This window comes from Streptomyces sp. NPDC001220, from assembly GCF_053597895.1.
This window is the reverse complement of record NZ_JBSFJE010000006.1, coordinates 298,493-323,067: the sequence shown is the minus strand read 5'-3', so window position 1 is coordinate 323,067 and position 24,575 is coordinate 298,493. Positions and strand designations below refer to the sequence as shown.

At 71.3% G+C, this 24,575-nt stretch carries 25 protein-coding genes; 18 read left to right on the top strand and 7 right to left on the bottom strand.

Annotation, left to right across the window (positions count from 1 at the left end):
• Window positions 1-25: 25 nt before the first annotated feature.
• On the bottom strand, window positions 26-1,090 hold the full coding sequence (locus ACWDGI_RS17255) for a SchA/CurD-like domain-containing protein (RefSeq protein ID WP_450759808.1): 1,065 nt from the start codon (window positions 1,088-1,090) through the stop codon (window positions 26-28).
• A gap of 212 nt (window positions 1,091-1,302) precedes the next feature.
• Here ACWDGI_RS17255 and ACWDGI_RS17250 point away from each other — a divergent pair, with 212 nt between their 5' ends.
• The gene (locus ACWDGI_RS17250; RefSeq protein ID WP_450759806.1) at window positions 1,303-2,946 is read left to right on the top strand and encodes an FAD-dependent oxidoreductase; all 1,644 of its coding nucleotides are present in this window, start codon (window positions 1,303-1,305) and stop codon (window positions 2,944-2,946) included.
• A 143-nt stretch (window positions 2,947-3,089) separates the two neighbouring features.
• Here ACWDGI_RS17250 and ACWDGI_RS17245 read toward each other — a convergent pair whose 3' ends face one another.
• Complete coding sequence (locus ACWDGI_RS17245; protein WP_450759804.1) at window positions 3,090-3,560, bottom strand: RDD family protein; 471 nt, start codon at window positions 3,558-3,560, stop codon at window positions 3,090-3,092.
• A 211-nt stretch (window positions 3,561-3,771) separates the two neighbouring features.
• On the opposite strand from ACWDGI_RS17245, the gene glnA reads away from it, so the two are divergent.
• The 4 genes from glnA (at window position 3,772) to pspAB (ending at window position 7,237) form a co-directional block, all read left to right on the top strand.
• Window positions 3,772-5,181: a type I glutamate--ammonia ligase gene (glnA, locus tag ACWDGI_RS17240; RefSeq protein ID WP_450759802.1), complete on the top strand. Its 1,410-nt coding sequence runs from the start codon at window positions 3,772-3,774 to the stop codon at window positions 5,179-5,181.
• 105 nt (window positions 5,182-5,286) lie between these two features.
• Entirely contained in the window at window positions 5,287-5,544 is a 258-nt protein-coding gene (locus ACWDGI_RS17235) for an SCO2583/SCO2584 N-terminal domain-containing protein (protein WP_450759801.1), read from the top strand.
• A gap of 185 nt (window positions 5,545-5,729) precedes the next feature.
• Window positions 5,730-6,650 carry a zinc metalloprotease HtpX gene (gene htpX, locus ACWDGI_RS17230; RefSeq protein WP_450759799.1) on the top strand — a complete coding sequence of 307 codons (921 nt, stop codon included), beginning with the start codon at window positions 5,730-5,732 and terminating at the stop codon, window positions 6,648-6,650.
• A 2-nt stretch (window positions 6,651-6,652) separates the two neighbouring features.
• Complete coding sequence (gene pspAB, locus ACWDGI_RS17225; protein WP_450760069.1) at window positions 6,653-7,237, top strand: PspA-associated protein PspAB; 585 nt, start codon at window positions 6,653-6,655, stop codon at window positions 7,235-7,237.
• Between the two features lie 28 nt (window positions 7,238-7,265).
• Here the strand turns inward: pspAB and ACWDGI_RS17220 are convergent, their stop codons facing one another.
• Window positions 7,266-7,550, bottom strand: coding sequence for a hypothetical protein (locus ACWDGI_RS17220; RefSeq protein WP_450759797.1), 285 nt, complete (start codon window positions 7,548-7,550; stop codon window positions 7,266-7,268).
• 389 nt (window positions 7,551-7,939) lie between these two features.
• Entirely contained in the window at window positions 7,940-8,254 is a 315-nt protein-coding gene (locus tag ACWDGI_RS17215) for a hypothetical protein (protein ID WP_450759796.1), read from the bottom strand.
• Window positions 8,255-8,485: 231 nt separating this feature from the next.
• On the opposite strand from ACWDGI_RS17215, the gene ACWDGI_RS17210 reads away from it, so the two are divergent.
• The 9 genes from ACWDGI_RS17210 to ACWDGI_RS17170 all read left to right on the top strand — a co-directional run bounded on the left by ACWDGI_RS17210 (window position 8,486) and on the right by ACWDGI_RS17170 (window position 17,075).
• Entirely contained in the window at window positions 8,486-8,854 is a 369-nt protein-coding gene (locus ACWDGI_RS17210) for an arsenate reductase family protein (protein WP_450759794.1), read from the top strand.
• A gap of 131 nt (window positions 8,855-8,985) precedes the next feature.
• Window positions 8,986-9,696, top strand: coding sequence for a hypothetical protein (locus tag ACWDGI_RS17205; RefSeq protein WP_450759792.1), 711 nt, complete (start codon window positions 8,986-8,988; stop codon window positions 9,694-9,696).
• Between the two features lie 273 nt (window positions 9,697-9,969).
• Window positions 9,970-11,001: a glutamine synthetase gene (glnII, locus tag ACWDGI_RS17200; RefSeq protein WP_450759791.1), complete on the top strand. Its 1,032-nt coding sequence runs from the start codon at window positions 9,970-9,972 to the stop codon at window positions 10,999-11,001.
• Between the two features lie 84 nt (window positions 11,002-11,085).
• Window positions 11,086-12,024 carry a DUF6891 domain-containing protein gene (locus ACWDGI_RS17195; protein WP_450759789.1) on the top strand — a complete coding sequence of 313 codons (939 nt, stop codon included), beginning with the start codon at window positions 11,086-11,088 and terminating at the stop codon, window positions 12,022-12,024.
• A gap of 329 nt (window positions 12,025-12,353) precedes the next feature.
• Window positions 12,354-12,962: a winged helix-turn-helix domain-containing protein gene (locus tag ACWDGI_RS17190; RefSeq protein ID WP_450759787.1), complete on the top strand. Its 609-nt coding sequence runs from the start codon at window positions 12,354-12,356 to the stop codon at window positions 12,960-12,962.
• A 65-nt stretch (window positions 12,963-13,027) separates the two neighbouring features.
• Entirely contained in the window at window positions 13,028-13,270 is a 243-nt protein-coding gene (locus ACWDGI_RS17185; RefSeq protein ID WP_450759785.1) for a hypothetical protein, read from the top strand.
• A gap of 172 nt (window positions 13,271-13,442) precedes the next feature.
• Window positions 13,443-14,717, top strand: a complete 1,275-nt coding sequence (locus tag ACWDGI_RS17180; RefSeq protein ID WP_450759783.1) for a sensor histidine kinase — start codon at window positions 13,443-13,445, stop codon at window positions 14,715-14,717.
• Entirely contained in the window at window positions 14,702-15,352 is a 651-nt protein-coding gene (locus ACWDGI_RS17175) for a response regulator transcription factor (protein ID WP_450759781.1), read from the top strand. The genes ACWDGI_RS17180 and ACWDGI_RS17175 overlap by 16 nt, the downstream gene beginning before the upstream one ends.
• A 172-nt stretch (window positions 15,353-15,524) precedes the next feature.
• Complete coding sequence (locus ACWDGI_RS17170; protein ID WP_450759779.1) at window positions 15,525-17,075, top strand: DUF1996 domain-containing protein; 1,551 nt, start codon at window positions 15,525-15,527, stop codon at window positions 17,073-17,075.
• Between the two features lie 88 nt (window positions 17,076-17,163).
• Here the strand turns inward: ACWDGI_RS17170 and ACWDGI_RS17165 are convergent, their stop codons facing one another.
• Window positions 17,164-17,571 (bottom strand): hypothetical protein, encoded by a 408-nt coding sequence (locus ACWDGI_RS17165; RefSeq protein WP_450759777.1) that lies wholly within the window; start codon window positions 17,569-17,571, stop codon window positions 17,164-17,166.
• Window positions 17,572-17,730: 159 nt separating this feature from the next.
• Here ACWDGI_RS17165 and ACWDGI_RS17160 point away from each other — a divergent pair, with 159 nt between their 5' ends.
• The 4 genes from ACWDGI_RS17160 (at window position 17,731) to ACWDGI_RS17145 (ending at window position 22,460) form a co-directional block, all read left to right on the top strand.
• Complete coding sequence (locus tag ACWDGI_RS17160) at window positions 17,731-19,659, top strand: hypothetical protein (protein ID WP_450759776.1); 1,929 nt, start codon at window positions 17,731-17,733, stop codon at window positions 19,657-19,659.
• A 94-nt stretch (window positions 19,660-19,753) separates the two neighbouring features.
• Complete coding sequence (locus tag ACWDGI_RS17155; RefSeq protein WP_450759774.1) at window positions 19,754-20,659, top strand: metal-dependent hydrolase; 906 nt, start codon at window positions 19,754-19,756, stop codon at window positions 20,657-20,659.
• A complete protein-coding gene (locus ACWDGI_RS17150; protein ID WP_450759772.1) occupies window positions 20,659-21,687 on the top strand; it encodes a PDR/VanB family oxidoreductase in 1,029 nt (342 codons plus the stop codon). Before ACWDGI_RS17155 ends, ACWDGI_RS17150 begins: the two co-directional genes overlap by 1 nt.
• 56 nt (window positions 21,688-21,743) lie before the next feature.
• On the top strand, window positions 21,744-22,460 hold the full coding sequence (locus tag ACWDGI_RS17145) for a TetR/AcrR family transcriptional regulator (protein ID WP_450759770.1): 717 nt from the start codon (window positions 21,744-21,746) through the stop codon (window positions 22,458-22,460).
• Between the two features lie 91 nt (window positions 22,461-22,551).
• On the opposite strand, the gene ACWDGI_RS17140 is transcribed toward ACWDGI_RS17145, so the two are convergent.
• Both ACWDGI_RS17140 and ACWDGI_RS17135 read right to left on the bottom strand, forming a co-directional pair.
• A complete protein-coding gene (locus ACWDGI_RS17140) occupies window positions 22,552-22,917 on the bottom strand; it encodes a 5-carboxymethyl-2-hydroxymuconate Delta-isomerase (protein WP_450759768.1) in 366 nt (121 codons plus the stop codon).
• A 35-nt stretch (window positions 22,918-22,952) separates the two neighbouring features.
• Entirely contained in the window at window positions 22,953-24,575 is a 1,623-nt protein-coding gene (locus ACWDGI_RS17135) for a SpoIIE family protein phosphatase (RefSeq protein WP_450759766.1), read from the bottom strand.

The following is a 24,575-nucleotide window of genomic DNA, read 5'->3' as shown; positions in this document are numbered from 1 at the left end:
TGAGGGTGATCCGGCGGTGGTGGGGTCAGGCGTCGGGCGAACGACGGTCGGTGAGGAGCTTCATCCGCACCGCTTCGCCGTCCAGCAGGGCGGTCAGCGCATGGGCCGGGACGTCGTCCACGGGGGTGCCGGGCCGCTGCTCGACCAGCCGTACGACGACGTCGTCGCGCTGGAAGACCGTGCTGTGCAGCACCGGGCTCGCCGGGTCCTCGGCCGCGGCCTCGTCCTGCTGCGCGAGCAGCTCGGCGAGCCGCATCCCGCAGCCCGGGCGGGCCGGGTAGTAGAGCGCGTGACGGTCGCCCTCGGCGAGGTCCTCGGGGCTGTTGACGTGGTGCACGGCCGGCAGCGCCGCCCGGGTGAAGAACACCCGTGCGGATTCCTGGTCGTCGAGGTCGCGGTCCTGCTCCAGGTAGGGGTTGATGGCCTCCTCGACGGCCCGCACCTCGGGCTGCTGGGCGACATGGCGCAGGGCGGCCATCAGGTCGCCGCGCACCTCGATGGCCCGCACCACCCGGTTGCCGTGCATGTACAGCGAGGTGCGGCACAGCCGGGTGGAGTCGTCGACCTGCGCCTTGGGCGAGGCGTAGTCCGACAGGATCTTCGCGACCTCGGCCTCGCTGCCCGGCCGGACCGTGAAGGTGAGCGCGTGGCGGATCACGCCGTCGCCCATCCGCGGCTCGGCCTGCAGGACCCGCACCGCGTCCGCCGCCGGCCCGCCGGTCTCGCGGACCACGTGGAAGCGGAGCGAACGGGTGTCGCGCACGCAGTTGTGGAGCGGCTTCACCATCTCCACGTGCTCCTCGCTGTTCACCCAGGCGAGGAACGGCGGGGCGCTCTCCCACTCGCTGGTGATCAGCCACTGCGAGGGGTTCTCGATCGACTGGCAGAGCTGGTCGCTGACGTGCCCGGGCACCTGGGCGACCTGGCTGCACAGCTGCTCGTAGGCCTCCAGGAAGTGCTGCTGCGCGCCGTCGTAGACGTCCACCAGCAGGACGACCCGGAGCCGGGAGCCGTCGAAGACGGACTGGGAGACCCGTTTCGACACCGGGCGGGTCAGCTTTTCCGAAACCTTTTCCGAGATCGTCGTCATGCTTCGCACATCTCCTTCGCTGGGGCAGCGGCCTACGCCTTCGCCGATGACGCGGCGTCAGCGCTTCTTGATCCTGTGCCGGTCCTCCGAAGCGCGCGACTCGCGTGAACCAGGTGGGTGATTGAGCACGCGGAACCCCTCCGAAAGGCGCGGAAGGGGCATGGAAGTTCCAAGGCACCTGACGCACCGCCACCCCGCCCCTGGAGTCCCCGATGCAGCACAGAACCGATCACCAGGTCCCCGTCCTCATCGTGGGCGGCTCGCTGGTGGGCCTGTCCATGTCCCTCTTCCTGGGCCGTCTAGGCGTACGGCACATGCTCGTCGAGCGGCACTCCGGGACCTCGATCCATCCCCGCGGCCGGGGCAACAACGTGCGGACCATGGAGCTGTTCCGTAAGGCCGGCATCGAGCCCGGCATCAAGTCCGCCGCCTCACTCCTCGCCGACAACCACGGCATCCTGCAGACCCCGACGCTGGTGGGCGACGCCGGCGAATGGCTGTTCAAGGAGATCGATCCCGGCGGCGGAATTGCGAAGTTCAGCCCTACGGGGTGGTGCCTGTGCAGCCAGAACGACCTCGAACCCGTACTCCGCCAGGCGGCCGAATCCCTCACCGGCGAGCTGCGCTACTTCCACGAGATGGAGTCCTTCGAACAGGACCCCGAAGGAGTGACCGCGTACGTCCGCGACCGTGACTCCGACCGGATGTACACCGTCCGCGCGGACTACCTGGTCGCCGCCGACGGCCCGCGCAGCCCGGTCCGGGGCCGGCTCGGCATCGGCCAGACGGGCCCCGGCGACCTGTTCGCCAACGTGAGCATCACCTTCCGCTCCAAGCTGCTCGCCCACACCGTCGGGGACCGGCGGTTCATCTGCTGCTACCTCACCGACCGGGAGGCGGACGGGGCGCTGCTGCCCGTCGACAACAAGGAACGCTGGGTCTTCCACGCCCCGTGGCACCCCGAACGCGGCGAAACCCTCGACGAGTTCACCGAGGAGCGCCTGACCCGGCACATCCGCCGGGCCGTCGGCGTCCCCGACCTCGACGTCGAGATCACCGGCCGGGCCTCCTGGCGGGCCGCCGAACGGGTCGCCGAACGGTACGGGTCCGGGCGCGTCTTCCTGGCCGGCGACTCCGCGCACGAGATGTCCCCGACCGGCGCGTTCGGCTCCAACACCGGCATCCAGGACGCGCACAACCTGGCGTGGAAGCTGGCGGCCGTCCTCGACGGCTGGGCCGGCCCCGGGCTGCTGGAGTCGTACGACGCCGAGCGCCGCCCGGTCGCCGTCGCCACCAGCGCCCGCGCCTCGGCCCGCTCGGTGGAGCACAGCCACCCCGGGTTCGCGCCCGCGCCGGGCATCGGCGCCGGCAAGCGCGGCGGCATCCTCAACATCGTCCTCGGCTACCGGTACCCGAAGGGCGCGGTCGTCGGCGCGGACCCCGGCCAGCAGGTCGTACCCGATGGGATGAACCTGACCGGGCAGCCGGGCAGCCGGGCCCCCCACCTGTGGCTGCGCCGCGCGGACGAACGGCTCTCCACGCTCGACCTGTACGAGCGGTCCCTGGTGCTGCTCAGCGACGCGGCCTCGGCGGCGGGCGCGGCCTGGCACGCGGCCGCCCGCCGGATCGCGGACACGGAGCGGCTACGACTGGACACGTACCGCGTCGGGACGGAGGGCGCGGACCTCGTGTACGACGAGGAGGGCATGGACTGGGCGGCGGCGCACGGGACGACGGCGGAGGGCGCGGTGCTGGTCCGGCCGGACGGATTCACGGCCTGGCGCTCGGAGGGCGCGGTACCGGACCCGGAGGGAGAGCTGCGGGACGTACTGGCCCGGCTGCTGCGGAAAAGGTGAGACCCGTGCCGCCCTGGGAGCACCTCCCAGGCCCTTGAGGCACTGGGGGAGGCAACGACTTGCCCGCGGCTATGGAGAGACGGCGGGGAAGCGCCCCTTCAGGGGCGCGGGGAACGGCGCGACCGGCCCCCGCTCACCCGCACTCAGATGCGGACCTCGACGGTCTTGGCGAGGCGATCGTGCAGCCCCCTGCCGTCCCGGTCCCACACCAGCGCCGGGATCGCGAGGCACAGCAGCACCGTGCGGGCCAGCGCGCGCAGCGGCTGCACCCGCCCCGTCTCCACGCCGACCACCCGCAGCCGGAACAGCCGCTTACCCGGCGTGAAGCCGATCGTACCGACGGTCAGGACCCCCAGGACGAAGAAGACCAGCAGCGCCCAGTTGCTGGTCGTCGCCGGGTTGTAGCCGTCGGTGATCAGGCCGTATGCGATCAAGACGCACAGGGCCCAGTCCACGATCAGCGCACCGAGCCGTCGCCCCGGGCGGGCGATGGAGCCCGGCCCGTCCTCCGGCAGACCGAGCTGCTCACCCCGGTACCCGAACTCCGCACCGGCCTCTTCCATGGCCGCACGGGGCCCCGAGAGCCACGATCCCATTGCTTGCCTGTTGTCCACCCGAACACGGTACTGCCCGGGCAGACACCCGGGGTCCGGCGGGGTGCCCCGGGGCTACGGTGGAACAAGGGCGGTTAACTTCAGCGAAACAAATGGGTCACGCCCGAGAAATCACCCGTCCCTAGGGTCGGGGACAGCGTGTGCCACCGCACTGGCCGCACGAACGAACTACCACCCCGGCGCGGGAACGCCCGGAAGTAGGAGGAGCTGGATGTTCCAGAACGCCGACGAGACCAAGAAGTTCATCGCTGACGAGGACGTCAAGTTCGTCGACGTCCGGTTCTGCGACCTGCCGGGCGTCATGCAGCACTTCACGGTGCCCGTCGAGGCGTTCGACCCGGACGAGGAGCTCGCCTTCGACGGATCCTCGATCCGCGGTTTCCAGGCGATCCACGAGTCCGACATGGCGCTCCGCGCGGACCTGTCGACGGCCCGGGTCGACCCCTTCCGCCGCGACAAGACGCTCAACATCAACTTCTTCATCCACGACCCGATCACGGGCGAGCAGTACTCCCGTGACCCGCGCAACGTGGCGAAGAAGGCGGAGGCGTACCTCGCGTCGACCGGCATCGCCGACACCGCGTACTTCGGCCCCGAGGCCGAGTTCTACGTCTTCGACTCCGTCCGCTTCGCGACCACCGCGAACGAGTCCTTCTACCACATCGACTCCGAGGCGGGTGCCTGGAACACCGGCGCCCTGGAGGACAACCGTGGGTACAAGGTCCGCTACAAGGGCGGCTACTTCCCGGTCCCGCCGGTCGACCACTTCGCCGACCTGCGCGCCGAGATCTCCCTGGAGCTGGAGAAGAACGGCCTGAAGGTCGAGCGCCAGCACCACGAGGTGGGCACCGCCGGCCAGGCGGAGATCAACTACAAGTTCAACACGCTGCTCGCGGCCGCCGACGACCTGCAGCTCTTCAAGTACATCGTGAAGAACGTGGCCTGGCGCAACGGCAAGACCGCGACCTTCATGCCGAAGCCGATCTTCGGCGACAACGGCTCGGGCATGCACATCCACTCGTCGCTGTGGGCGGGCGGCTCCCCGCTCTTCTACGACGAGGCGGGCTACGCGGGCCTGTCGGACACCGCCCGCTACTACATCGGCGGCATCCTCAAGCACGCCCCGTCGCTGCTCGCCTTCACCAACCCCACGGTGAACTCGTACCACCGTCTGGTGCCCGGCTTCGAGGCCCCGGTGAACCTGGTGTACTCGCAGCGCAACCGCTCGGCCGCGATGCGTATCCCGATCACGGGTTCGAACCCGAAGGCCAAGCGCGTCGAGTTCCGCGCGCCCGACTCCTCCGGCAACCCGTACCTCGCCTTCTCGGCCCTGCTGCTCGCGGGCCTGGACGGCATCAAGAACAAGATCGAGCCGGCCGAGCCGATCGACAAGGACCTCTACGAGCTGGCCCCCGAGGAGCACGCGGGCGTCCCGCAGGTCCCGACCTCCCTCCCGGCCGTCCTCGACCGCCTGGAGGCCGACCACGAGTTCCTGCTCGCCGGCGACGTCTTCACGCCGGACCTGATCGAGACGTGGATCGACTTCAAGCGCACCAACGAGATCGCCCCGCTGCAGCTGCGTCCGCACCCGCACGAGTTCGAGCTGTACTTCGACGTGTGACAGACGCCGTTCGCGGCTCTCGACGCCCCCGTTCCCGGTTTCTCGGGACGGGGGCGTCGTCGTATCGTGCGGGTGTACTCATGTTCGAGACGGGGGGGAACGGGGATGTCCCAACAGGACGACGACCAGCACGAGTTCGACTTCAGGTGGGCCGCCGAGGCGGAGCACAAGGAGCCGTCCGCGCGGGCGCGCATGCTGGCCGCGCGCTGGAAGGAGAACCCGCCGGAGCCGGCGCCGTTCCGGGCGGATCCGGGGCCGGTGCAGCCACGCCGGTCGTCGTGGGTGTCGACGGCCCTGGTTCTGGGGTGCGTGGCAGCGGTGATCGTGCTGCTGGGCTACATACAGACGCGTTCGACGTACTAGCGTCCCGTGAGGGGCGCGGGGCCCGGTCGATGCGCGGCTCCGCCGCGGAGGCGCGCCCAGCCCCACGGCGCCGCGCCTTCACAGGGACCTTTTGCCGCTACTAGGGACGTTCGGAACCTTTCCATGGGCCCCGGCAGGTGCACACTGGACAGCGGGACGAGTGCCTGACTGCGGGGTGATGGCAGATGCAGAGCCGCTTCCGGAGCGACCGGCGGCTGACCGTGCGGATGACGGTCACGCTGTTCCTGCTCGGATTGTTGTACGTCGGCTTCGTGGCCGCGTTGATCGTGTTGCTGAAGTCGTGGCTGCTGGTCGTCGTACTGGTGGGCGCGATGTTCGTGGCACAGTTCTGGTTCTCCGACCGGATCGCGATGTTCGCCATGCGCGGGCGGGTCGTGGAGCGTGAGGAGTATCCCGAGCTGCACGCGGTGGTGGACCGGCTGTGTGCCATCGCCGACATGCCGAAGCCCGTGGTCGCCGTGTCCGAGATGGACATGCCGAACGCGTTCGCCACCGGACGCAATCCCGATCACGCCGTGGTCTGTGTGACCACGGGCCTGCTGCGGCGGCTGGAGCCCGCCGAGCTGGAGGGGGTGCTCGCGCACGAGCTGTCGCACGTGGCGCACAAGGACGTCGCCGTGATCACGGTCGCGTCCTTCCTGGGTGTGATCGCGGGGCTGGTCGTGCGGTTCGCCTTCTACTCGCAGATCTTCGGCGGGGGCAGGCGGGACCAGAACACGGCCGCCGTCTTCGCCGCCGTCATCGGGGTCTCCGCCGCCGTGTACGCGATCAGTTTCCTGCTGATCAGGGCGCTCAGCCGGTACCGGGAGCTGGCCGCCGACCGGGCCGCGGCCCAGCTCACCGGGCGTCCCTCCGCGCTGGCGTCGGCGCTCACCAAGGTCTCCGGCGACATCGCCCGGATCCCGACCAAGGACCTCCGTACCGCCCAGGCCTTCAACGCGTTCTACTTCACCCCGGCGACCGGCAAGGAGCCCGGCATCGAGCGCTTCTTCTCCACCCACCCGCCCCTGGAGCAGCGGCTCGAGCAGCTGGGGCGGATGTCGGCGGAGCTGGGTGAGGCGGCGACGCCCGGGAAGGCCGGGTGAGCATGGGGTTCCTGGACATCCTGCTCGGCCGTACCAAGCCCGTCGCCCCCGACCTCGACCAGTTGTTCGCGCTGCCGTCGGCGGCGGTGACCCTGGAGGCGGCGGCCGGGTTCCGGCCCACCGGTCTGGGCGCGGTGTGTTTCGCCACCGTGGAGGGCGCGGCCTTCGAGCAGACCCACCACGAGGTGCAGGCGCTCCTCGACGCGGACGCCGAACGCAACGGCTCCCCGGTCGAGCTGAGCCAGGACCACTACGGCTACTCCTGGCTGGTCTCGCGGCGCACCCCCGACCAGCTTCCGGAACTGGTCAACGACCTGCACGCGGTGAACAGTTCGATGGAGGTCAACGGCTTCGGCCCGCAGCTGCTCTGTTCCCTGGCCTCCTTCGAGGACGAGCGCGGGCGCAGGCTCGCGCTCGTCTATCTCTACAAGCGGGCGACGTTCTACCCCTTCGCGCCGCTGCCCGGTTCCGGCGAGCGGCGCGACAGCGCGCTGGAGTTGCAGATGAAGGCGGCCCTCGCGAACGACCTGCGGATCGAGCAGGACCTGAGCCGCTGGTTCCCGGTGTGGGGTGCCCCCGGCCTCTGACGGCCGGGGACACCCGCCTGCCGCGCCCCTACTGTCCCTTGTTCCGCTCCTGACGCCGGAACTCCAGGGGGCGCTCGCGCCGGTAGCGGCGCTCCCACTTGGCCTGCCGGTCACGGCGGTCGCGGTACGTCTTGTAGTCGTTCGGCACGCCCCCGCCCCCGCCGGACGGGCCGCCCGACGAGGATGCCGACGACGAGCCGCGCCCGTAGTGGACGTACAGGAAGAGCAGGGCGACGGCGGCGAGCCACCAGTTGTGGTTTCCGAATCCGAGGATGACCAGGACGACTGTTCCAGATAGGACGATGGTGCCCATGACGGGCCTCCGTGGCGTGAGCGTGGGTGAGCGGTCGACGGATCCGACGGCACGCGGGGGACGGCGGCCGTCCGTCGGTGCGTAGCAGAGTAGCCCCGAGTCCGCAGGGCGCGGTCGGCCCTTCGGAAAGCGGTGGTGGACGGCTCCGGAACGCGTCTCCAGCGTAGGGATCCGGTCACTCGGCGTGCATCCCGTTTTCGGGAGCCACCGCATGAGTGACAGGTCCGGCTCAGACCCGCGGTGCCGCCGTCAGGACGTCCGCCGTGGCGGCCGTGCCGAGGACGGCGGGGGCCCCGGGGGCAGGTCGTCCAGCAGAGGAAGGGTGCCGGGGGGCTCGGCGACGAAGGCGCCGGGGCCGTGTCGGACACACGGCACCCGGCGCCGTCGGTTCACCGCGAATACCGCATCAGGGCCCGCACCATGTGGCACGTGGTGGCCGACGGCGGATGGACGCCGATGCTCTGCGCCGTGCTCCGGATCGTCTCGTCGCGCGCCTGGTTGGGCAGGTAGACGCCGGAGTCGAGCAGGGCGATGGCGAGGCGCATGGCCTTGAGGCGGCGGTTGTGCGTGACGTACCACTCGCGTGGCCGCCCGGCCGGCAGCGGGCGTTTCTCCGCCGGCGCGTAGGGCGAGTCGAGCAGGACGGCACGCTTCGCGGTGGACTGGGTCGGCAACGGCTTCGGCTTCAGTGCGGCAGCGGGCACAGGCATCCTCCTGTCGCGGTCAGAGGGCCTCCGGACACCCCGGCGACTCTCTCGAACACTGCTTCCAGTGTACCGGCCCCCACTGACAATCGGGGGCTCCGAACGGACCGTCAAAACAGCAGGTGGCAAAGGCAATTGCGGCTCCGTTGCAGGGGTTCCGGATGAGGCGGACGGGATCGCATGAATTCGAACAACGCGGCCTCCGCGGACTCGGCGGCTACCGTGTCCGGCATGGAGATCTGGATCAACCCGGCCTGCTCGAAGTGCCGTACCGCGATCAGCCTGCTCGACGCCGAGGGGGCCGACTACACCGTCCGCCGTTACCTGGAGGACGTGCCGGGCACGGACGAGATCAGGGCCGTACTGGAACGGCTCGGGCTCGAACCCTGGGACATCACCCGCACCCAGGAGGCCGTGGCGAAGGAGCTGGGGCTGAGGGATTGGGCACGGGACGAGGCGGCGCGCGACCGCTGGATCACGGCGCTGGCCGAGCATCCGAAGCTCATCCAGCGGCCGATCATCACCGCGGACGACGGGACCGCGCTCGTCGCCCGCACCGACGAGGCCGTGCGGGAAGCGCTGGCCAGGGGCACCGGGTGACAAGAGGTGAACAGGCTTCAACTCCATTGTGACGCAGGTTACTTAGGTGGCTCCTGTAACCACTGAGTAACTCCGTTCGGCATCTCGTACATAGCGACGTACGCTCCCCCACCCCTCTTCAGGAGGCGCGCATGTCGCGTAGGAGAACTCTCGGCGCCAAGAAGTCGATCGCCCTGCTGGTCGGCGCCGCAGCCGTCGCCGGCGGCGGGGCCTTCGTCCTGGCGTCCACCTCGAACGCCGCGCAGAGCCCGCAGAACGCGAAGACACTGTCCTCGGCCGCGGACTCGACCGTCTGCTCGGGGCTGGCCACCGCCCTCGGCAACAACCAGAAGTTCATCGCGGACCAGAAGGCGAACCCGGACGCCCAGTCGTCGGCCCGGATCGCCAACCGCGAGGCGGTCGTCGCGCAGATCAAGGTCCAGCAGAAGGCGTCCGGTTGCGTCGTTGGGGAGTCGGCTCAGGGCTCCCAGGCGGCGGGCGGCGCGCAGACGGGCCAGACCGGTCAGACGGGCCAGACCGGCCAGCAGGCCGCCACGCCGGCGCCCTCGAAGAGCGCGGCCACCGGGAACACCGGAGGCGGTGCCGCCGCCGCGGGCCAGCAGGTCTGCAACGGCTCGACCGTCACGCTGTCCGGCGAGGCCGGCGCCCCGGCCGCCTCCAGCAACCAGTTCCCGGCGGGAACCACGCTGAAGGTCACCAACCTGGACAACAACAAGTCCACGACGGTGAAGGTCACCTCGGTGTCCGGCAGTTGCGTACTGCTCAACAACGCCGCCTTCGAACAGGTCCGGGAACCCGGCAAGTTCCTGATCCGCCGGGCCCTGATCCAGAAGGTCGGCTGATCGACGGGACGGGCTGTGGCTCGGCCGCCGGCTTTCACGGAGGGAAAGCCGGCGGCCGCCGCGCACGGCGCCCGAAATGGGCTCCGTACCCCGCCAGCCCGCTCCTCACAACGTGAGTCGCACCACAGAACCGCCAGGTAACACCGGGTTCACATTCGAGCAATGATCGGGAAATCGCCTGTTGACAGGCTGCCGGGCAACACCGAGGCGCCCCAGTGCCGTAGCGCCGCTGCACCCGCAAGTGCGCCCGACCCACCCCGAAGGATGTGGCCCGTGACCTTCAAGGCTGAGTACATCTGGATCGACGGCACCGAGCCGACGGCCAAGCTGCGTTCGAAGACGAAGATCATCGCGGGCGCCCCCGCCGGTCTCGACGCGCTGCCGATCTGGGGCTTCGACGGGTCGTCCACGAACCAGGCCGAGGGGCACTCCTCGGACCGTGTGCTGAAGCCGGTCTTCACCTGCCCGGACCCGATCCGCGGCGGCGACGACGTACTCGTCCTGTGCGAGGTCCTGGACATCGACTTCACCCCGCACTCCTCCAACACGCGTGCCGCGCTGGCCGAGGTCGCGGAGAAGTTCGCCGCGCAGGAGCCGATCTTCGGCATCGAGCAGGAGTACACCTTCTTCGACGGCGCCCGTCCGCTGGGCTTCCCCGAGGGCGGCTTCCCGGCCCCGCAGGGCGGCTACTACTGCGGTGTCGGCGCCGACGAGATCTTCGGCCGCGAGATCGTCGAGGCCCACCTGGACAACTGCCTGAAGGCGGGTCTGGCGATCTCCGGCATCAACGCCGAGGTCATGCCCGGCCAGTGGGAGTTCCAGGTCGGCCCGGTCTCCCCGCTGGAGGTCTCCGACCACCTGTGGGTGGCCCGCTGGCTGCTCTACCGCACCGCCGAGGACTTCGGCATCTCCGCCACCCTCGACCCCAAGCCGGTCAAGGGCGACTGGAACGGCGCCGGCGCGCACACCAACTTCTCCACCAAGGCGATGCGCGAGGGCTACGACGCGATCATCACCGCGTGCGAGTCGCTCGGCGAGGGCTCCAAGCCCCTCGACCACGTCAAGAACTACGGCGCCGGCATCGACGACCGTCTGACGGGTCTGCACGAGACCGCCCCGTGGAACGAGTACTCCTACGGCGTCTCCAACCGCGGTGCCTCGGTCCGCATCCCCTGGCAGGTCGAGAAGGACGGCAAGGGCTACATCGAGGACCGCCGCCCGAACGCCAACGTCGACCCGTACCTGGTGACCCGGCTGATCGTCGACACCTGCTGCACCGCCCTGGACAAGGCCGGCCAGGTCTGATCCGCGCACTCCCCCCGCAGGGGCGTCCACCGTCGCGGTGGGCGCCCCTGCGGCGTTGTCGGTGGCGCGTGTCATGGTGGGCGCATGGAGATCGACGAGATGCTCGCCGTCAACGCCTGGACGGAGAACGGGCGGACGTACCTGTGGAGTGCGCCGGACGGACTGCGCGAGGCGGTGCGCGGGCTCGGCGCGGCCGGGAACCGCTTCCTGATCGCCCAGCGCATCCCGGACCTTCCGAAGGTGTTCGCGCAGGTGTGGCACGAGGAGGGCGGCGACTACCGCCTCGAACACCGGCGCGGCGCGGACGAGTTCTCCGGTACGAACCTCACGGACCCGGACCGGGTGGCCGGGCTGCTGGCCGGCTGGGCACGGGAGGACGACGGCTGGGACGCGGGCGTCGCCTGGGAGCCGGTCCCGGTGCCGCCGCACGAGGAGATACCCGCCCTCGCACCCGAGGTGGCGGCCCGCGCCGAGGACCAGGTGCACGCCCTGCTGCGGGACGGCTACCTGGGGATCGAGCGGCTCGTCCGGGAGACCGTGGACCTGATGGCGGACGACGACCGGGACGGCACCGCGCCGGTCTCCCCGGCGCAGGCCCGCGAGGTCGTGGAGCGGCTCTGGGTGGAGCGGGTCGCGGAGCAGCGGGCGTGGACCGGGCCCACCGACCCGGACCGGCTGACGCGGGCGTTCACGGCGCTGGAGCGCGAAGGCGTCGTCGCCCGCGAGGACTTCACCTGCTGCCACTCCTGCGGCATGGCCGAGATCGGCGCCGAGGCCGAGGACGCGGGCGGGGCCCGGGGCTTCGTCTTCTTCCACCACCAGGGCACCCGCTCCGCCGCCGAGGGCCACGGCCTCAGCCTCTACTACGGCGGCTTCGACGGCTCCGCGGAGACCACCACGGCCGTCGGCCGCGAGGTGGTCGCCGCCCTCACCGCCGCCGGGCTGTCCGCAGTGTGGGACGGCAATCCGGACAAGGCGATCGAGCTCACCCCGCTGACCTGGCACAAACGCCTGGTGGGATGAGGCGGGCAGGGTCAGGATCCCGCCAGGGACGCGTCCAAGCAGTGAGAGGAGGGTCCTGTTTCCGGGCTGTGTCTGCTTCAATGGGCGCATGGCCAGCTACCAGAAGTGCAGCGCGACGGGTCGCCATGACCTCGAGCCCTTCTGGCCTTCCCGTCAGCACCACGACTTCGACCGGGTGTGTTGCCGCGCGATGAACGCGCGGGCCCTCTAAAGCCGTACACCCCGGCCTTCGGCCAGCGCGGAACGCAGAACGTCCCCGGCGCGCCCGACCACGAATCGCGGCCGTCGTCCCGACCGACGAACTCCTCGCGCGAAAGAGCTGACGTCTCATGGCGACCACTCGTTCTCTCTCCCCCGCCTCCGCCCTCGCCGCCTCCTCCGCCGCCCGGCACCGGCTGCGTGCCGTCGACCGGGACGAGGTGGTGGACATGGCGGACTTCCTGCCGCCGGGGGCCACCTGGCTGCCGGCCCCGCAGCACACCGTGCCCACCCTGCCGGGCCAGCCGCCGATGATCGGCTACCTGGTGCTGGTCCCGGCGGACCAGCGGCCGCCGTTCCTGCCGGTCGCGGTGCCGGACCCGCAGCAGCCGGCCGACGAACCGGGCGCGACCACGGCGATCGCCGCGAGCGCCGCGACCGGTATCCGGCCGCTCGTCACCGTCGACTCCGTGCAGCGCACCGCCCAGGTCGACGGGCGTGAACTCGACCTCACCTACCTGGAGTTCGAGCTCCTCGCCCATCTGGTCGCGCACCCCAACCGGGTGCACACCCGCGACCAGCTGGTCACCACGGTCTGGGGCTACGGCCACGTCGGCGACGGCCGCACGGTCGACGTCCATGTCGCCCGGCTGCGCCGCAAGCTCGGCGCGGAGCACCGCAAGGCGATCCAGACGGTCCGCCGGGTCGGCTACAAGTACACCCCGCCGACCGGCCGCTGACGGGCCGCTCCGCCCTCGGCGGAGTCCCGTTCCGTCCGGCGCCTCTTCCGGGCGCGGTCACCGGCATGCGACCTCTCGTGCCGGGTGGTGCGGAATCCGTGCGGCGGGCCGTCGTGCGGCGGGCCGTCGTGTGGCGGCGGCGCTGGGGCGTGGCCGGGAGGTGGCCGTCCTCCACCGGGGACGGCACCGGCCCCCGGCGGGCGCACGGTCGCCGCACGGCGACCGCACCGCGCGACGGCCTGGCCGCGCTCGCCGGCGGCACCGAAGCCGAGGCGGGGGTGCTCGGCATCGGCTCAGGAAGGTCGTGATCAGTCCCCGGGCCGGCAGGGGCCTGTCGCGCCACGCGGCGGAGCCGCGTATCGGATACAGCCGCACGCCTCCGAGGGGGCGCGACAGTCCCCGGGGTGTAGGTAGCACCACCCCTTCACATGGGGCTTCGGGCCAGTGACCGCCGTGCGTGCGGTCGGACAGACTGGCGCCATGATGACGAACACGAACAGCGGGGGCTTCCGTGCCAGGGCGCGGGAGGTCGTGCTCGCCGCCGTGCGGGGGCTGGTGCTGGCGTTGGTGATGCCGGCCGTCTCGATCCTCTGTGTTGTCCTGACCGTGGTCTCCGTCGCGCTGATCCCGAGCGGCCTCGGCATCCTCACGACCCCGGCGGTCCTCGGCGGGGTACGGGAGGTGGCGGACGTGCGGCGGCGGCTCGCCCGGGAGTGGTGCGGGGTGCGGATCCGGTCGGCGTACCGGCCGGTGCCGGCGAACGCCAACCCCTGGACCCGCACCCTCGCGCTGCTGCAGGACCCGCAGGTCGGGCGGGACGTACTGTGGCTGCTGGTGGACATGACGGCCGGGTACGTGACCGCGCTGCTGCCGGCGTTGCTCGTGTTCTATCCGGTGGAGGGGTTCGCGGTGGCCGCCGGGCTGTGGCGGGTGCTGGGGGACGGTTACTGGTACGGCTTCGTGCCGGTCGGCGGGCAGGCCACGGCGTTCGCCGCCGCCGGGCTCGGTGCCGTCATCCTCGTCGCCGGCTTCCGCTACGCCCCGGCCCTGCTGGCCGTCCACTTCAAGCTCACCCGTGCCGTCCTGGAACCCGGGCAGGGCGAACTCACCGAGCGGGTGCGGGTGTTGACCGAGACCCGGAAGGACGCGGTGGACACCTCGGCGGCCGAGCTGCGGCGGATCGAACGGGATCTGCACGACGGGGCGCAGGCCCGGCTGGTGGCCATGGGCATGGACCTCGGCACCATCGAGATGCTGCTCGACAAGGATCCGGAGAAGGCGAGGCAACTGCTCGCGCGGACCCGGCAGGCGTCCGTGGAGGCCCTGGGCGAGCTGCGCGACCTGGTGCGGGGCATCCATCCGCCGGTGCTGGCCGAGCGCGGACTCGGGGACGCCGTACGGGCGTTGGCGCTGCGGCTGCCGGTGCCCACGGAGGTGACCGTGGACCTGCCGGGCCGGGCGGACGCGCCGGTGGAGTCGGCCGCGTACTTCGCGGTGAGCGAGGTGCTGACCAACGCGGTCAAGCACTCCGGCGCCGACCGGATCTGGGTGGACCTGCATCACGTGCCGGAAGGCGTCGGCATGCTGCGGATCTCGGTCACCGACCACGGCAGGGGCGGCGCGGTGACCGGCGCCGGTTCGGGACTCGCCGGGGTCGAGCGGCGGCTGGGTACATTCGACGGCGTCCTGGCCGTCAGCAGCCCCGCGGGCGGCCCCACCATGGTCACCATGGAGATTCCGTGCGCGTTGTCCTAGCCGAAGACCTGTTCCTGCTCCGCGACGGGCTGGTCCGGCTGCTGGAGGCCTACGGCTTCGAGATCGCGGCCGCCGTCGAGACCGGCCCCGATCTCACCCGGGCGCTGGCCGAGTTGGAGCCGGACGTGGCGGTGGTGGACGTACGGCTGCCGCCCACGCACACCGACGAGGGGCTGCAGTGCGCGCTCAGGGCGCGGCAGGACCGGCCGGGGCTGCCGGTGCTGGTCCTCTCCCAGCACGTGGAACAGCTGTACGCGCGGGAGCTGCTGGCCGACGGCAGCGGCGGGGTGGGGTATCTGCTGAAGGACCGGGTGTTCGACGCCGAGCAGTTCGTGGACGCCGTTCGGCGGGTCGCGGCGGGCGGTACGGCGATGGATCCGCAGGTGATCCAGCAGCTGCTGTCCCGGCGGGCCGGCGACCGGCCCCTGGAGGGCTTGACACGGCGGGAGCTGGAGGTGCTGGAGCTGATGGCGCAGGGCCGTTCGAACGCGGCGATCGCCGCTCAGCTCGTCGTCACGGAACGGGCCATCGCCAAACACACCTCCAACATCTTCACCAAACTGGGACTCGAGGTGTCGGACGATGACAATCGGCGCGTCCTCGCGGTGCTCGCGTATCTGGACCGCGACCGCTGATTTTCCAGAAATCGCCCTGCTCAAACGGCAGTTGTGGCCCAAGTGCGTAACAAATCTCTGATGAATTTGTGAGGCAGCTGAACACGTCTGAGGCGGGGTGCGTATGAAAGGACGCCGCTTCACTCCTGTCGGGCGCCTCGATGCTGCCCCGCAAGGAAGTCAGAGGAGTTCCATGGGACGCAACACACGCAAGCGCCGTTCGCCATTGGCCGTCAAGGCCATAGCCGCATCGGCGGCCATAGCGCTCGGCGGGGGCGGGCTGCTCTGGGCACAGATGAACGCTTCGGCGCATGAGTCGAACAACTCAGCCCAGAACTACACGAAGGCCGCCGCTGCCTCGGTCGCGACGATCTCCTGCCCGGACGTCGGCCAGAAGCTGTCGAACGTGCCCGCCAACGCCAAGATGGGGGTGGCGTCGGAACTGGCGAAGCTCGACAAGCAGATCACCGAGGCCTACGCCCGTCTCGCCTCCACTCGCCAGGCCCAGGCGAACGACGCGAACTTCGTGCAGAACGCGATCGTCGGCCCCCTGAAGGAGAAGCGGGCGGCCACGATCGACCGGATCCGGATCGATATCACCCGGGTGGGCGGCAGCTTCGACAGCTCGCTGGCCCAGCTCGCCGCCTGCACCACGCAGACCGCCAACCAGACCACCGCCGGCGGGGGCAACAACAACGGCGGTCAGAACAACAACAACGGCGGCCAGAACAACGGCGGCCAGAACAACAACGGGAACAACGGCCAGGCCACGGCCGCCCCGAGTGCCAGCGCCAGCGCCCCGGCCAACATCGGCGGGCAGGCGGGCAACGGCCCGGTCGCGGCCGACTTCGTGGACATCACGAAGGTCGCGCCGAACGTCCTGGCCAAGCCGCAGAAGCAGCAGACCGCCTCGACCGGTTCCTTCACCACCCGCTGCGGTGTGAACGCGAACAAGAACCACAACACCGACAACGTCATCGTGGCGCCCGGCGTGGCCAACGGCGCGCACCACCTGCACGACTACGTCGGCAACCAGAAGGTCAACGCCTTCGCCACCAACGACTCGATGCTGGCGGCGCCGAGTTCCTGCCAGAACCAGAGCGACCTGTCGTCGTACTACTGGCCGGTCGTGCGGGTGCAGGACGGCTCGCAGGACTTCGACCAGAACGCGGACGGCGGTGGCAAGGAAGGCAACGTCGGCAAGATCCTGACCCCGCAGTCGGCGCAGATCAAGTACGTCGGCAGCCCGGCCGCCAAGGTCGTCGCGATGCCGCAGTTCCTGCGCATCATCACCGGTGACGCCAAGACCACGACCAACGGTCTGGCCAACGCCAACGCGCACTGGAGCTGCACCGGCTTCGAGAACAAGGTCCAGCTGACCCAGCAGTACCCGATCTGCCCGCAGGGCAGCAACGTGGTCCGGACGTTCGCCTTCCAGAGCTGCTGGGACGGCGTCAACATCGACAGCGCCAACCACCGTACGCACGTGGCCTTCGCGGACCCGGCGAGCGGTGTCTGCGGGAACGGCTTCAAGGCCATCCCGCAGCTGACGATGCGCCTGGTCTACAAGATCACCCCGCCGGTCATCCAGAACGGCCAGGTGAAGAACGCCTACGCGGTGGACGGCTTCCCGGAGCAGCTGCACAAGTCGGCGACCGACCACGACGACTTCATCAGCGTCACCAAGAACAACCTGGCGGCGAAGATCGCCAACTGCATCAACTCCGGCCGCAAGTGCCAGTGAGCGACACACCCGGCTAGCCGGTAGCACGAAGAGGCGGGCGGTGGGAGATTCCCACCGCCCGCCTTCGTGTGAGCGGGTCCGGAAGACGTCAGCCGGTGTGCTTGCTGTGGTCGGTCCCGATCTCCTCCTCGCCGCCCAGCGTGGTCTGCAGCGTCTTGACCACCACGTCGTCGCCGACGGCGACCCACTTGCGGCCGACGAGGTAGAAACCGCCGTAGTCCTTGGCGTCGTTGATCCACTCGCGCTGGCCGCGGTCGGTGGCGAAGGTGGCGAAGACGAACTTGCCGGCCGCGGTCTTGCAGATGGCCTGGCGGACCTCGTCGGAGTCGATCTGCATGTCCGGGGTGCACTTCACCTTGGCGGCCAGGCTCTCCAGGCTGCCGGTGGCGGTCACCGGGACCTTCGCCTCCGCGCTGCTGTCACCGGATCCACAGCCCGCCAGCGCCAGTACGGCCGCCGCGCCGGCCACGGCGAGCATCGGTCGGGTCAACCTCATCTGTTCCTCCGGTCGCGTTGCCGGCCCCGGGAATGCCTTCGGGGCCCTCCCCTTCGATACGGCTGTGGGGCGCGGGGCGCTCAAATCGAGGAGAGGTCCAGGATGCCGCGGTCACCCGGGTGGCGGTGACCTCCGAACGGTTCGCTCGTTCTTCAGGACGTGCAGTCACAGGATGTAGCCCAGCGTCACGCAGCAGCCTCCGCCGGAGCCCTGGGTCCGGCCGTCGACGTCGAGCAGGCCGAGGCCGCGCTCGTCGAGCACTACCCACGGCTGGTCCGGCTCGCCTATCTGGTGCTCCCGCCGGGCCTGGCCCGGGGCCGCCGCGTCCTGACCGCGCACTCCCTGGTCCAGCGGGCGCTGCCGCGCGGCCGTAAGCAGGCCCCGGTGATCCCGGCCCAGTCCACCGGGCGGGACACCGACCCCGGGTACGCCCTGGTCCGCCTCGAAGTGGTGCGTACGGCGCTGGAGGCGGGCCTGCCGCTCAGGCTGACCGCGTGGCCCAAGCGGGCCCAGCTGCCGCCGCTGCTCCCCCAGGTGTGGGGCCTCAGGCTCTTCCCGCGCTCCGGCGGCGCCGACGAACTCGCCCTGGACCAGCGCCTCGCCACCCTGTCCGGCCCGGCCCGCGCCGCCTATGCCCTGCGCGGTCTCGAACAGCTCCCCGACGGCGAGGTCCGCAAGGTCCTGCGGGCGGCCGGGGCGGAGCACCCGGACGACGCGCTCGCCGAGGCGAACGGCGTACCGGCCGAGTACCCGCTGCTCGACTCCCCCGAGTTCGACCCCTGTTCCCTGCAGGCCCGGCCCACCGATCTGATGCGGCGCCGTCAGCACACCAAGGCCGCACTGGCCGCCGCGGCCGCGCTCGCGGTCTGCGGGGCGCTGGTCGCGCTGCCGGGCGGCGGCTGGGGCGCCGACGGCGCGGCGGCGCCGGTGTACGCGCAGAACCCGGCCGCCCAGGCCGCCCTGGACCCGGCCCAGCTGACGAAGGCGCCGTCCACCGCCTGGAAGACAGCCGCCCGTACCGACTTCTCCGCCTGGCCCGCACGTGGCGCCCTCACCGGCGACACCGCGCTGCTGCGCCGCGCCCTCGCCGTCTGGGCCCGCCCCGGCGAGACCGTCCGGGTCTCGGCGACCCCCGGCACCCAGACCGGCGGCCCGGCCGGACCGCCCCAGCTGCTGTACGCGGGCGTCGTCGACAGCGCCCGGGTGGTGATCTTCTACGACGGTCTGCGCATCGCCCGTTACGCCGAGCCCAAGGACGGCACCCAGGGCGCGGCCCTGGACTTCGCCCGCGTCGACGGCGCGACCGGCGTCGAGGCGGAGGCGATGGTGCTGGGCCGCTCCGACGGCAACGTCCGCTATCTGACGGCTCCCTGGGTGACCGGGGCGGCCGAGCGGGACCTGGTGAAACCGACCGCGGGGGCGATGGACCTCGGCCTGTCCCACGGGGTGACCGGTCCGCTGGCCAGCTCCGCCCTCCAGCAGGGGGCGTGCACGTCCTGGAACGTGCTCCAGCTGACCGACGCGCAGGGCGTGCACCTCTCGACCGACCTGGGCGAACTGGTGCCGGCCCGCCTCACCTCGGGCCGGCCCGGGTACACCGACGAGGCCTCGGGTGCGAAGGCGCTGCGCGACTGGGCGCCGTTCGCCTGCTCGCTGTCCGCCGAGCGGTCCGCCGGAGTGCGCAGCGTCAACGCCTGGGCGTTCGCGGAGCAGCCGCTGCCGGACGCCAGTGGCGCCGGGACGTGGGTGTGCACGCGCACGGAGACCTGGCGGGGCGACGGCACGATGTCGCTGGCCCAGTTCCGGACGCCGGGCAGCCGGTACGGGGCGGTGGCGGCGAAGGGGTCCGACGTGACGGCGTGCGGTCCGCGTGATCCGCACGTGCTGGCCGGGGTGTTGTGGAAGTCTGGGGCCGGGCAGTGGTACCTGCTGGCCGCGGGCGGTCGCGACACGGCGTCGATCCGGGCGACCGGCGGGGTCACGGCGTCGGCTCAGGGGACGCTGCTGGCGGCCAGGGCGAAGCAGGGCGCGCAGGCCTACCTGACGGGGACACTGGAGGACGGGAGCGGGATCAGCGGGCTGCGGTGAGGTCTCCCCTCGCGACCCAACCTTGCTGACACTTCCGTAAACAAGCTCTGCCGCAGGTCTTCTCACACTGCCTACCCGTCAGTACATTGACGCCATGTCCAACAAGCAGCCGCAACCGGTGGCGTCCGAGCACATCGCGCTCACGGCCCGCAACGTGTCCTTCGCCTGGCAGGACACCCCGCTGCACTGGGTGCCCGGCGACCCGCTCGCCACGCACACCATCAACGTGCTGCATCTGCTGCTGCCCGCCGGCGAGCGCTGGTTCGTGCACGTCTACAAGCAGGTGCTGCCCCTCATCCGCGACGAGCGGCTGCGCGCGGACGTCGTCGGGTTCATCGGGCAGGAGGCGATGCACTCCCAGGCCCACGACGAGGTGCTGCCCCACCTCAAGGAGCTGGGGCTCGATCCGACGCCGTACACCGCGCAGGTGGACTGGTTCTTCGAGAAGCTGCTCGGCGACCGCACGCTGCCGCCGGGCCGGGCGCGCCGCTGGTGGCTCCTCGAACGGGTCGCGCTGATCGCGGCCATCGAGCACTACACCGCCTTCCTCGGCGACTGGGTGCTCAACGCCGGCGAACTGGACCGGCGCGGCGCCGACCCGACCATGCTGGACCTGCTGCGCTGGCACGGCGCCGAGGAGGTCGAGCACCGGTCGGTCGCCTTCGACCTGTTCCAGCACGTCGACGGCGGCTACCGGCGGCGGGTGCGGACCTGGGCGACGGCGTTCACGGCGATCGTGTTCCTGTGGCAGCGCGGCGCCCGTTTCTTCATGGCGAACGACCCGACGCTCCTCGAAGGCCGGGCCCGGCTCCGGGACTTCTATCTCGCCGGGCGGCGCGGCACCCTGCCCGCCACCGGCGACATGCTCAGGTCCATACCGAGGTACCTGAGCCGCGGCTACCACCCCTCCCAGGAGGGCTCCACCGCCCAGGCGGTCGCCTACCTCGCCTCCTCCCCCGCCGCACTGGCCGCGGAGCACGCGGAGAAGGGGGCCGAGTGATGCCGAGGCTGCGGACCGTCGTCGCCGTCGCGGGCGCCGCGCTGCTCGTCAAGCGGGCCATGAGGCGCCGTATCGAGGTCTCCCCGCTGTGGCCGATGCCGGCCCTGGACCCGCCGACCTCCGGACAGCCGCGCTCCCGGGCGCTGCGGTTGCGGATCGCCTCGCGCGCGACGGTCGCGGACGGGGTCGTCCAACTGCGCCTGGAAGGCGAGCGGCTGCCGGGCTGGGAGCCGGGGGCGCATCTCGACGTGGTGCTGCCGTCGGGACTGGTCCGGCAGTACTCGCTGTGCGGGGACCCGGCCGACACCTCGTCGTACACGATCGCCACGCGGCTGGTCACGGACGGGCGGGGCGGTTCCCGGGAGGTCCACGAGCAGCTGGCCGAGGGCATGGAGCTGGAGGTGCGCGGGCCGCGCAACCGCTTCCCGCTCGTCGGGGCCGACGCCTACGTCTTCGTCGCCGGGGGCATCGGCATCACCCCGATCCTGTCGATGGTGCGGGCTCTGCCGGCGGGGGCGGAGTGGCGGCTGCTGTACTGCGGGCGGAGCCGGGCGTCGATGCCGTACGTGGCGGAGCTGGCCGGGGACGACCGGGTCACGGTCGTCGCGGAGGACGAGGACGGGCGCCCGGACCTCGACGCGCTGGCGGTCCCCGAGGGCGCGCTGGTGTACTGCTGCGGTCCGCAGGGGCTGATGGCGGCCGTGCAGGAGCGGTTCCCCGCCGTCCGGCTGGAACGGTTCGCGCCGCACACCGGTGGCGCGGGCGACCAGGAGTTCGAACTGGAACTGCGGCGCAGCGGCCGGACGGTGACGGTGCCGGCCGACTCGACCGTGCTGGCCGCGGTGCGGGCGGAGCTCCCCGACACCGCGTACTCCTGTGCCCAGGGGTTCTGCGGGACCTGCCGGCAGCGGGTGGTGGCCGGGGAGGTGGAGCACCGGGACGAACTGCTGACGGACGCGGAGCGTGCCGACTCGATGCTGATCTGCGTATCCCGGGCGCGCGGGGGGAGACTTGTGCTGGATCTGTGAACGCCCACGCCGGGTCAGGTCCGTTGGAGGCCGGATCCGATCGGTAAGGTGTTCGTATGAGTACCGGGGTACGCCGCAGATTGGGAGTCGAGGAGCGGCGGCAGCAGTTGATCGGCGTCGCCCTCGAACTGTTCAGCCGTCGATCGCCCGACGAGGTCTCGATTGACGAGATAGCGTCGGCCGCGGGCATCTCGCGGCCGCTCGTCTACCACTACTTCCCCGGCAAACTCAGCCTGTACGAGGCCGCGTTGAAGCGTGCCTCGGAGGATCTCGCGGGGCGCTTCGCCGAGCCGAAGGAAGGCCCGCTCGGGGCGCGGCTGCTGCGGGTGATGCGGCGCTTCTTCGACTTCGTCGACGAACACGGGCCAGGTTTCGCCGCGCTGATGCGCGGCGGCCCGGCGGTCTCCGTGGGCGGAGCCCAGTCCATGAGTCACGTGTCCGCGACCAACGCGCTCATCGACTCCGTACGGCAGGCCGCCTACGAGCAGATCCTCGCGCACCTCGACGTCACCGAGGCTCCGGCCCGCCTGGAACTGGTCGTCCGCTCCTGGATCTCCCTCGCCGAGTCGACCGCGCTGATCTGGCTGGACGGCCGGCACATCCCCCGCGCCGAGCTGGAGATCCAGCTCGTCCACGACTTCGCGGCGCTGGCCGCGGTCAGCGCCGCCCACGACGAGGAGATGAGCGCGCTGCTGAAGCGGATGGTCAAGGACGAGCCGGGCGACGGACCGTTCGCGGACCTGGCCGTCCGGCTGCTGGCGCTGGCGGGCTAGCCCCTTGGGGGGCGCCGTGTGCCGTCGGCGGCTGCGGCGCCGTGTGGGCTGGTCGCGCAGTTCCCCGCGCCCCTGGTCGGCGGAACCAGACCTAGCCCTCGTACTTCCGGTAGGACGCGTCCAGGTCCCGCACCTCCGCGGACGCGTGCAGGACGACCCCGTCCTCCGGTTCAATGTGCTTGCGGAGCAGCTCGAGCGTGGCCTGCGTCAGCCTCTCCTTCGTCTCGTCGCTGCGCCCGGCGAGGAGCCCGAAGGTCACATGCACGATGGCGTGGCCGCCCGCCTCCGGGTTCTCGTATCCGAACGCGCAGTAGTCGGTGGGCCGGAAGAGTGTCTTGCACGCCTCCGGCTTCGCCGCGGCGATCTCGACGGTCGCCTCGTGCAGTTCCCGCGCGAAGCCCTCGAAGTCGAAGGCGTCTTCCACCGGGTGCGAGTAGTCGACGGTGATCTGCGGCATGGGGCCCTCCTGGTCGGCTGGAACTGGGGTTCAGCCTAGTTCGCCAGGCTCAGTGCCAGCAGGGCGACGTCGTCCTCGCGGTCCCGGCCGAAACAGGCCAGGAGGGTGTCGCAGAGGGCCTCCAGGCCGGGCAGGGCGCCGACGGCGGCGGCACGGAGTTGTTCCATCGAGACCGTGAGGTCGGTGCCCCGGGTCTCGATCAGGCCGTCGGTGACCATGAGGAGCCGGTCGGTGGGTTCGAGGACCAGTTCGGTGGGCGGCGGGTGCGGCAGGCCCACGCCGAGCAGCGGACCGGAGGCCTTGACGTACTCGGCGCTGCCGTCGTCACCCAGTATCAGCGGCGGGATGTGACCGGCGTTGGCGATGCGGGTGCGCCCGGTCCGCGGATCGATCAGGGCCAGGCAGACGGTGGCGGTGACCTCGGCGTGGTAGTGCTGGAGCAGCCGGTCGAGGCGTTCGGCGAGCGCGGCCGGGTCGCTCTCCGCGAGGCAGTAGGCGCGCAGCGCGTGCCGCAGTTCGACCATGACGGTGGCCGCGTCCAGCGAGTGCCCGACGACGTCCCCCACCGCGGTGAGCACTCCGTCGCCGACCCGCAGCGCCGCGTAGAAGTCGCCGCCGATCTCCGTCTCCTGGGAGGCGGGCTCGTACCGCACCGCTATGTCGACGCCCGGCAGCTCGGGCAGCTGGTGCGGGCGGGGCAGGAAGCTGTGCTGGAGGGTGAGCGCGACATGCCGCTCCACCTGGTACATGAGCAGCGGCTCGGCGGCCAGCGCGGTGGCCTGCGCCAGTTGGGCCAGCAGCGCCTCGTTCTCGGGGCTGACCCGGTGCCGGCCGCGGGTGGGGGTGGCCAGGCAGACCGGCACCTTGCCGTCCTGGGTGAGGACCAGCGTCAGCCGGGCGTCGTGCTGCACCCCGGGCCGGAAGAACCCGGTGGGCCACAGCGGCGCCGGCACGGTGGTGATCTGGACCCCGGACTGCCCACGGGTGAGCCGCCGCAGCAGCCCGGCGACGTCCCGGTGGGCGCCCTCGTCGGGCAGGGCGAGGGAGGTGCGCTCGCGGCTCAGGCCGCGGTACAGCTCGCCGTCCCGGTCGAGGACGAAGACGGCGGCGGGGCAGCCGAGCAGCCGTGCGGCGCCGTCCGCCGTGGCATCGGTCAGTTCGTGCAGCGTCCGCGCCGACTGGATGGTGACGATCGTCTCCGACAGCTGCCTGAGCCGTCGCACCATCGCCTGGTCGTCGGCGCGCAGCCGGGCGGCGCGGACCGCGGCCCGGACCGCGGCCTCGATGTCCTCCGGTTCGGCGGGCACCGTCAGATACGCCTCGGCGCCCATCTCCAGACCCGCGCAGCGGTCCGCCGGGACGGCGGAGAGCGCCGAGAAGTGCACCACGGGCAGGCCGGCCATGTGCGGCCGCTCCTTGAGCCGGCGGCACAGCTCGAAGCCGCTCATGTCCGGCAGGTGCACGTCGATGAGGGCCACGTCGGGCAGCCGGCCCTTGCGCAGCCGTACGTCGAGTTCGCTGAGCGCCTCCTGGCCGCGGCCGACCGCGACGACCTCGTGACCGGCCCGGCGCAGCACGGTGCCCATCGCGTACCGGCTCGCGGCCTCGTCGTCCACGATCAGCACGGTGGTGTCGCTGAGATTGCCGTTCACGTCCAT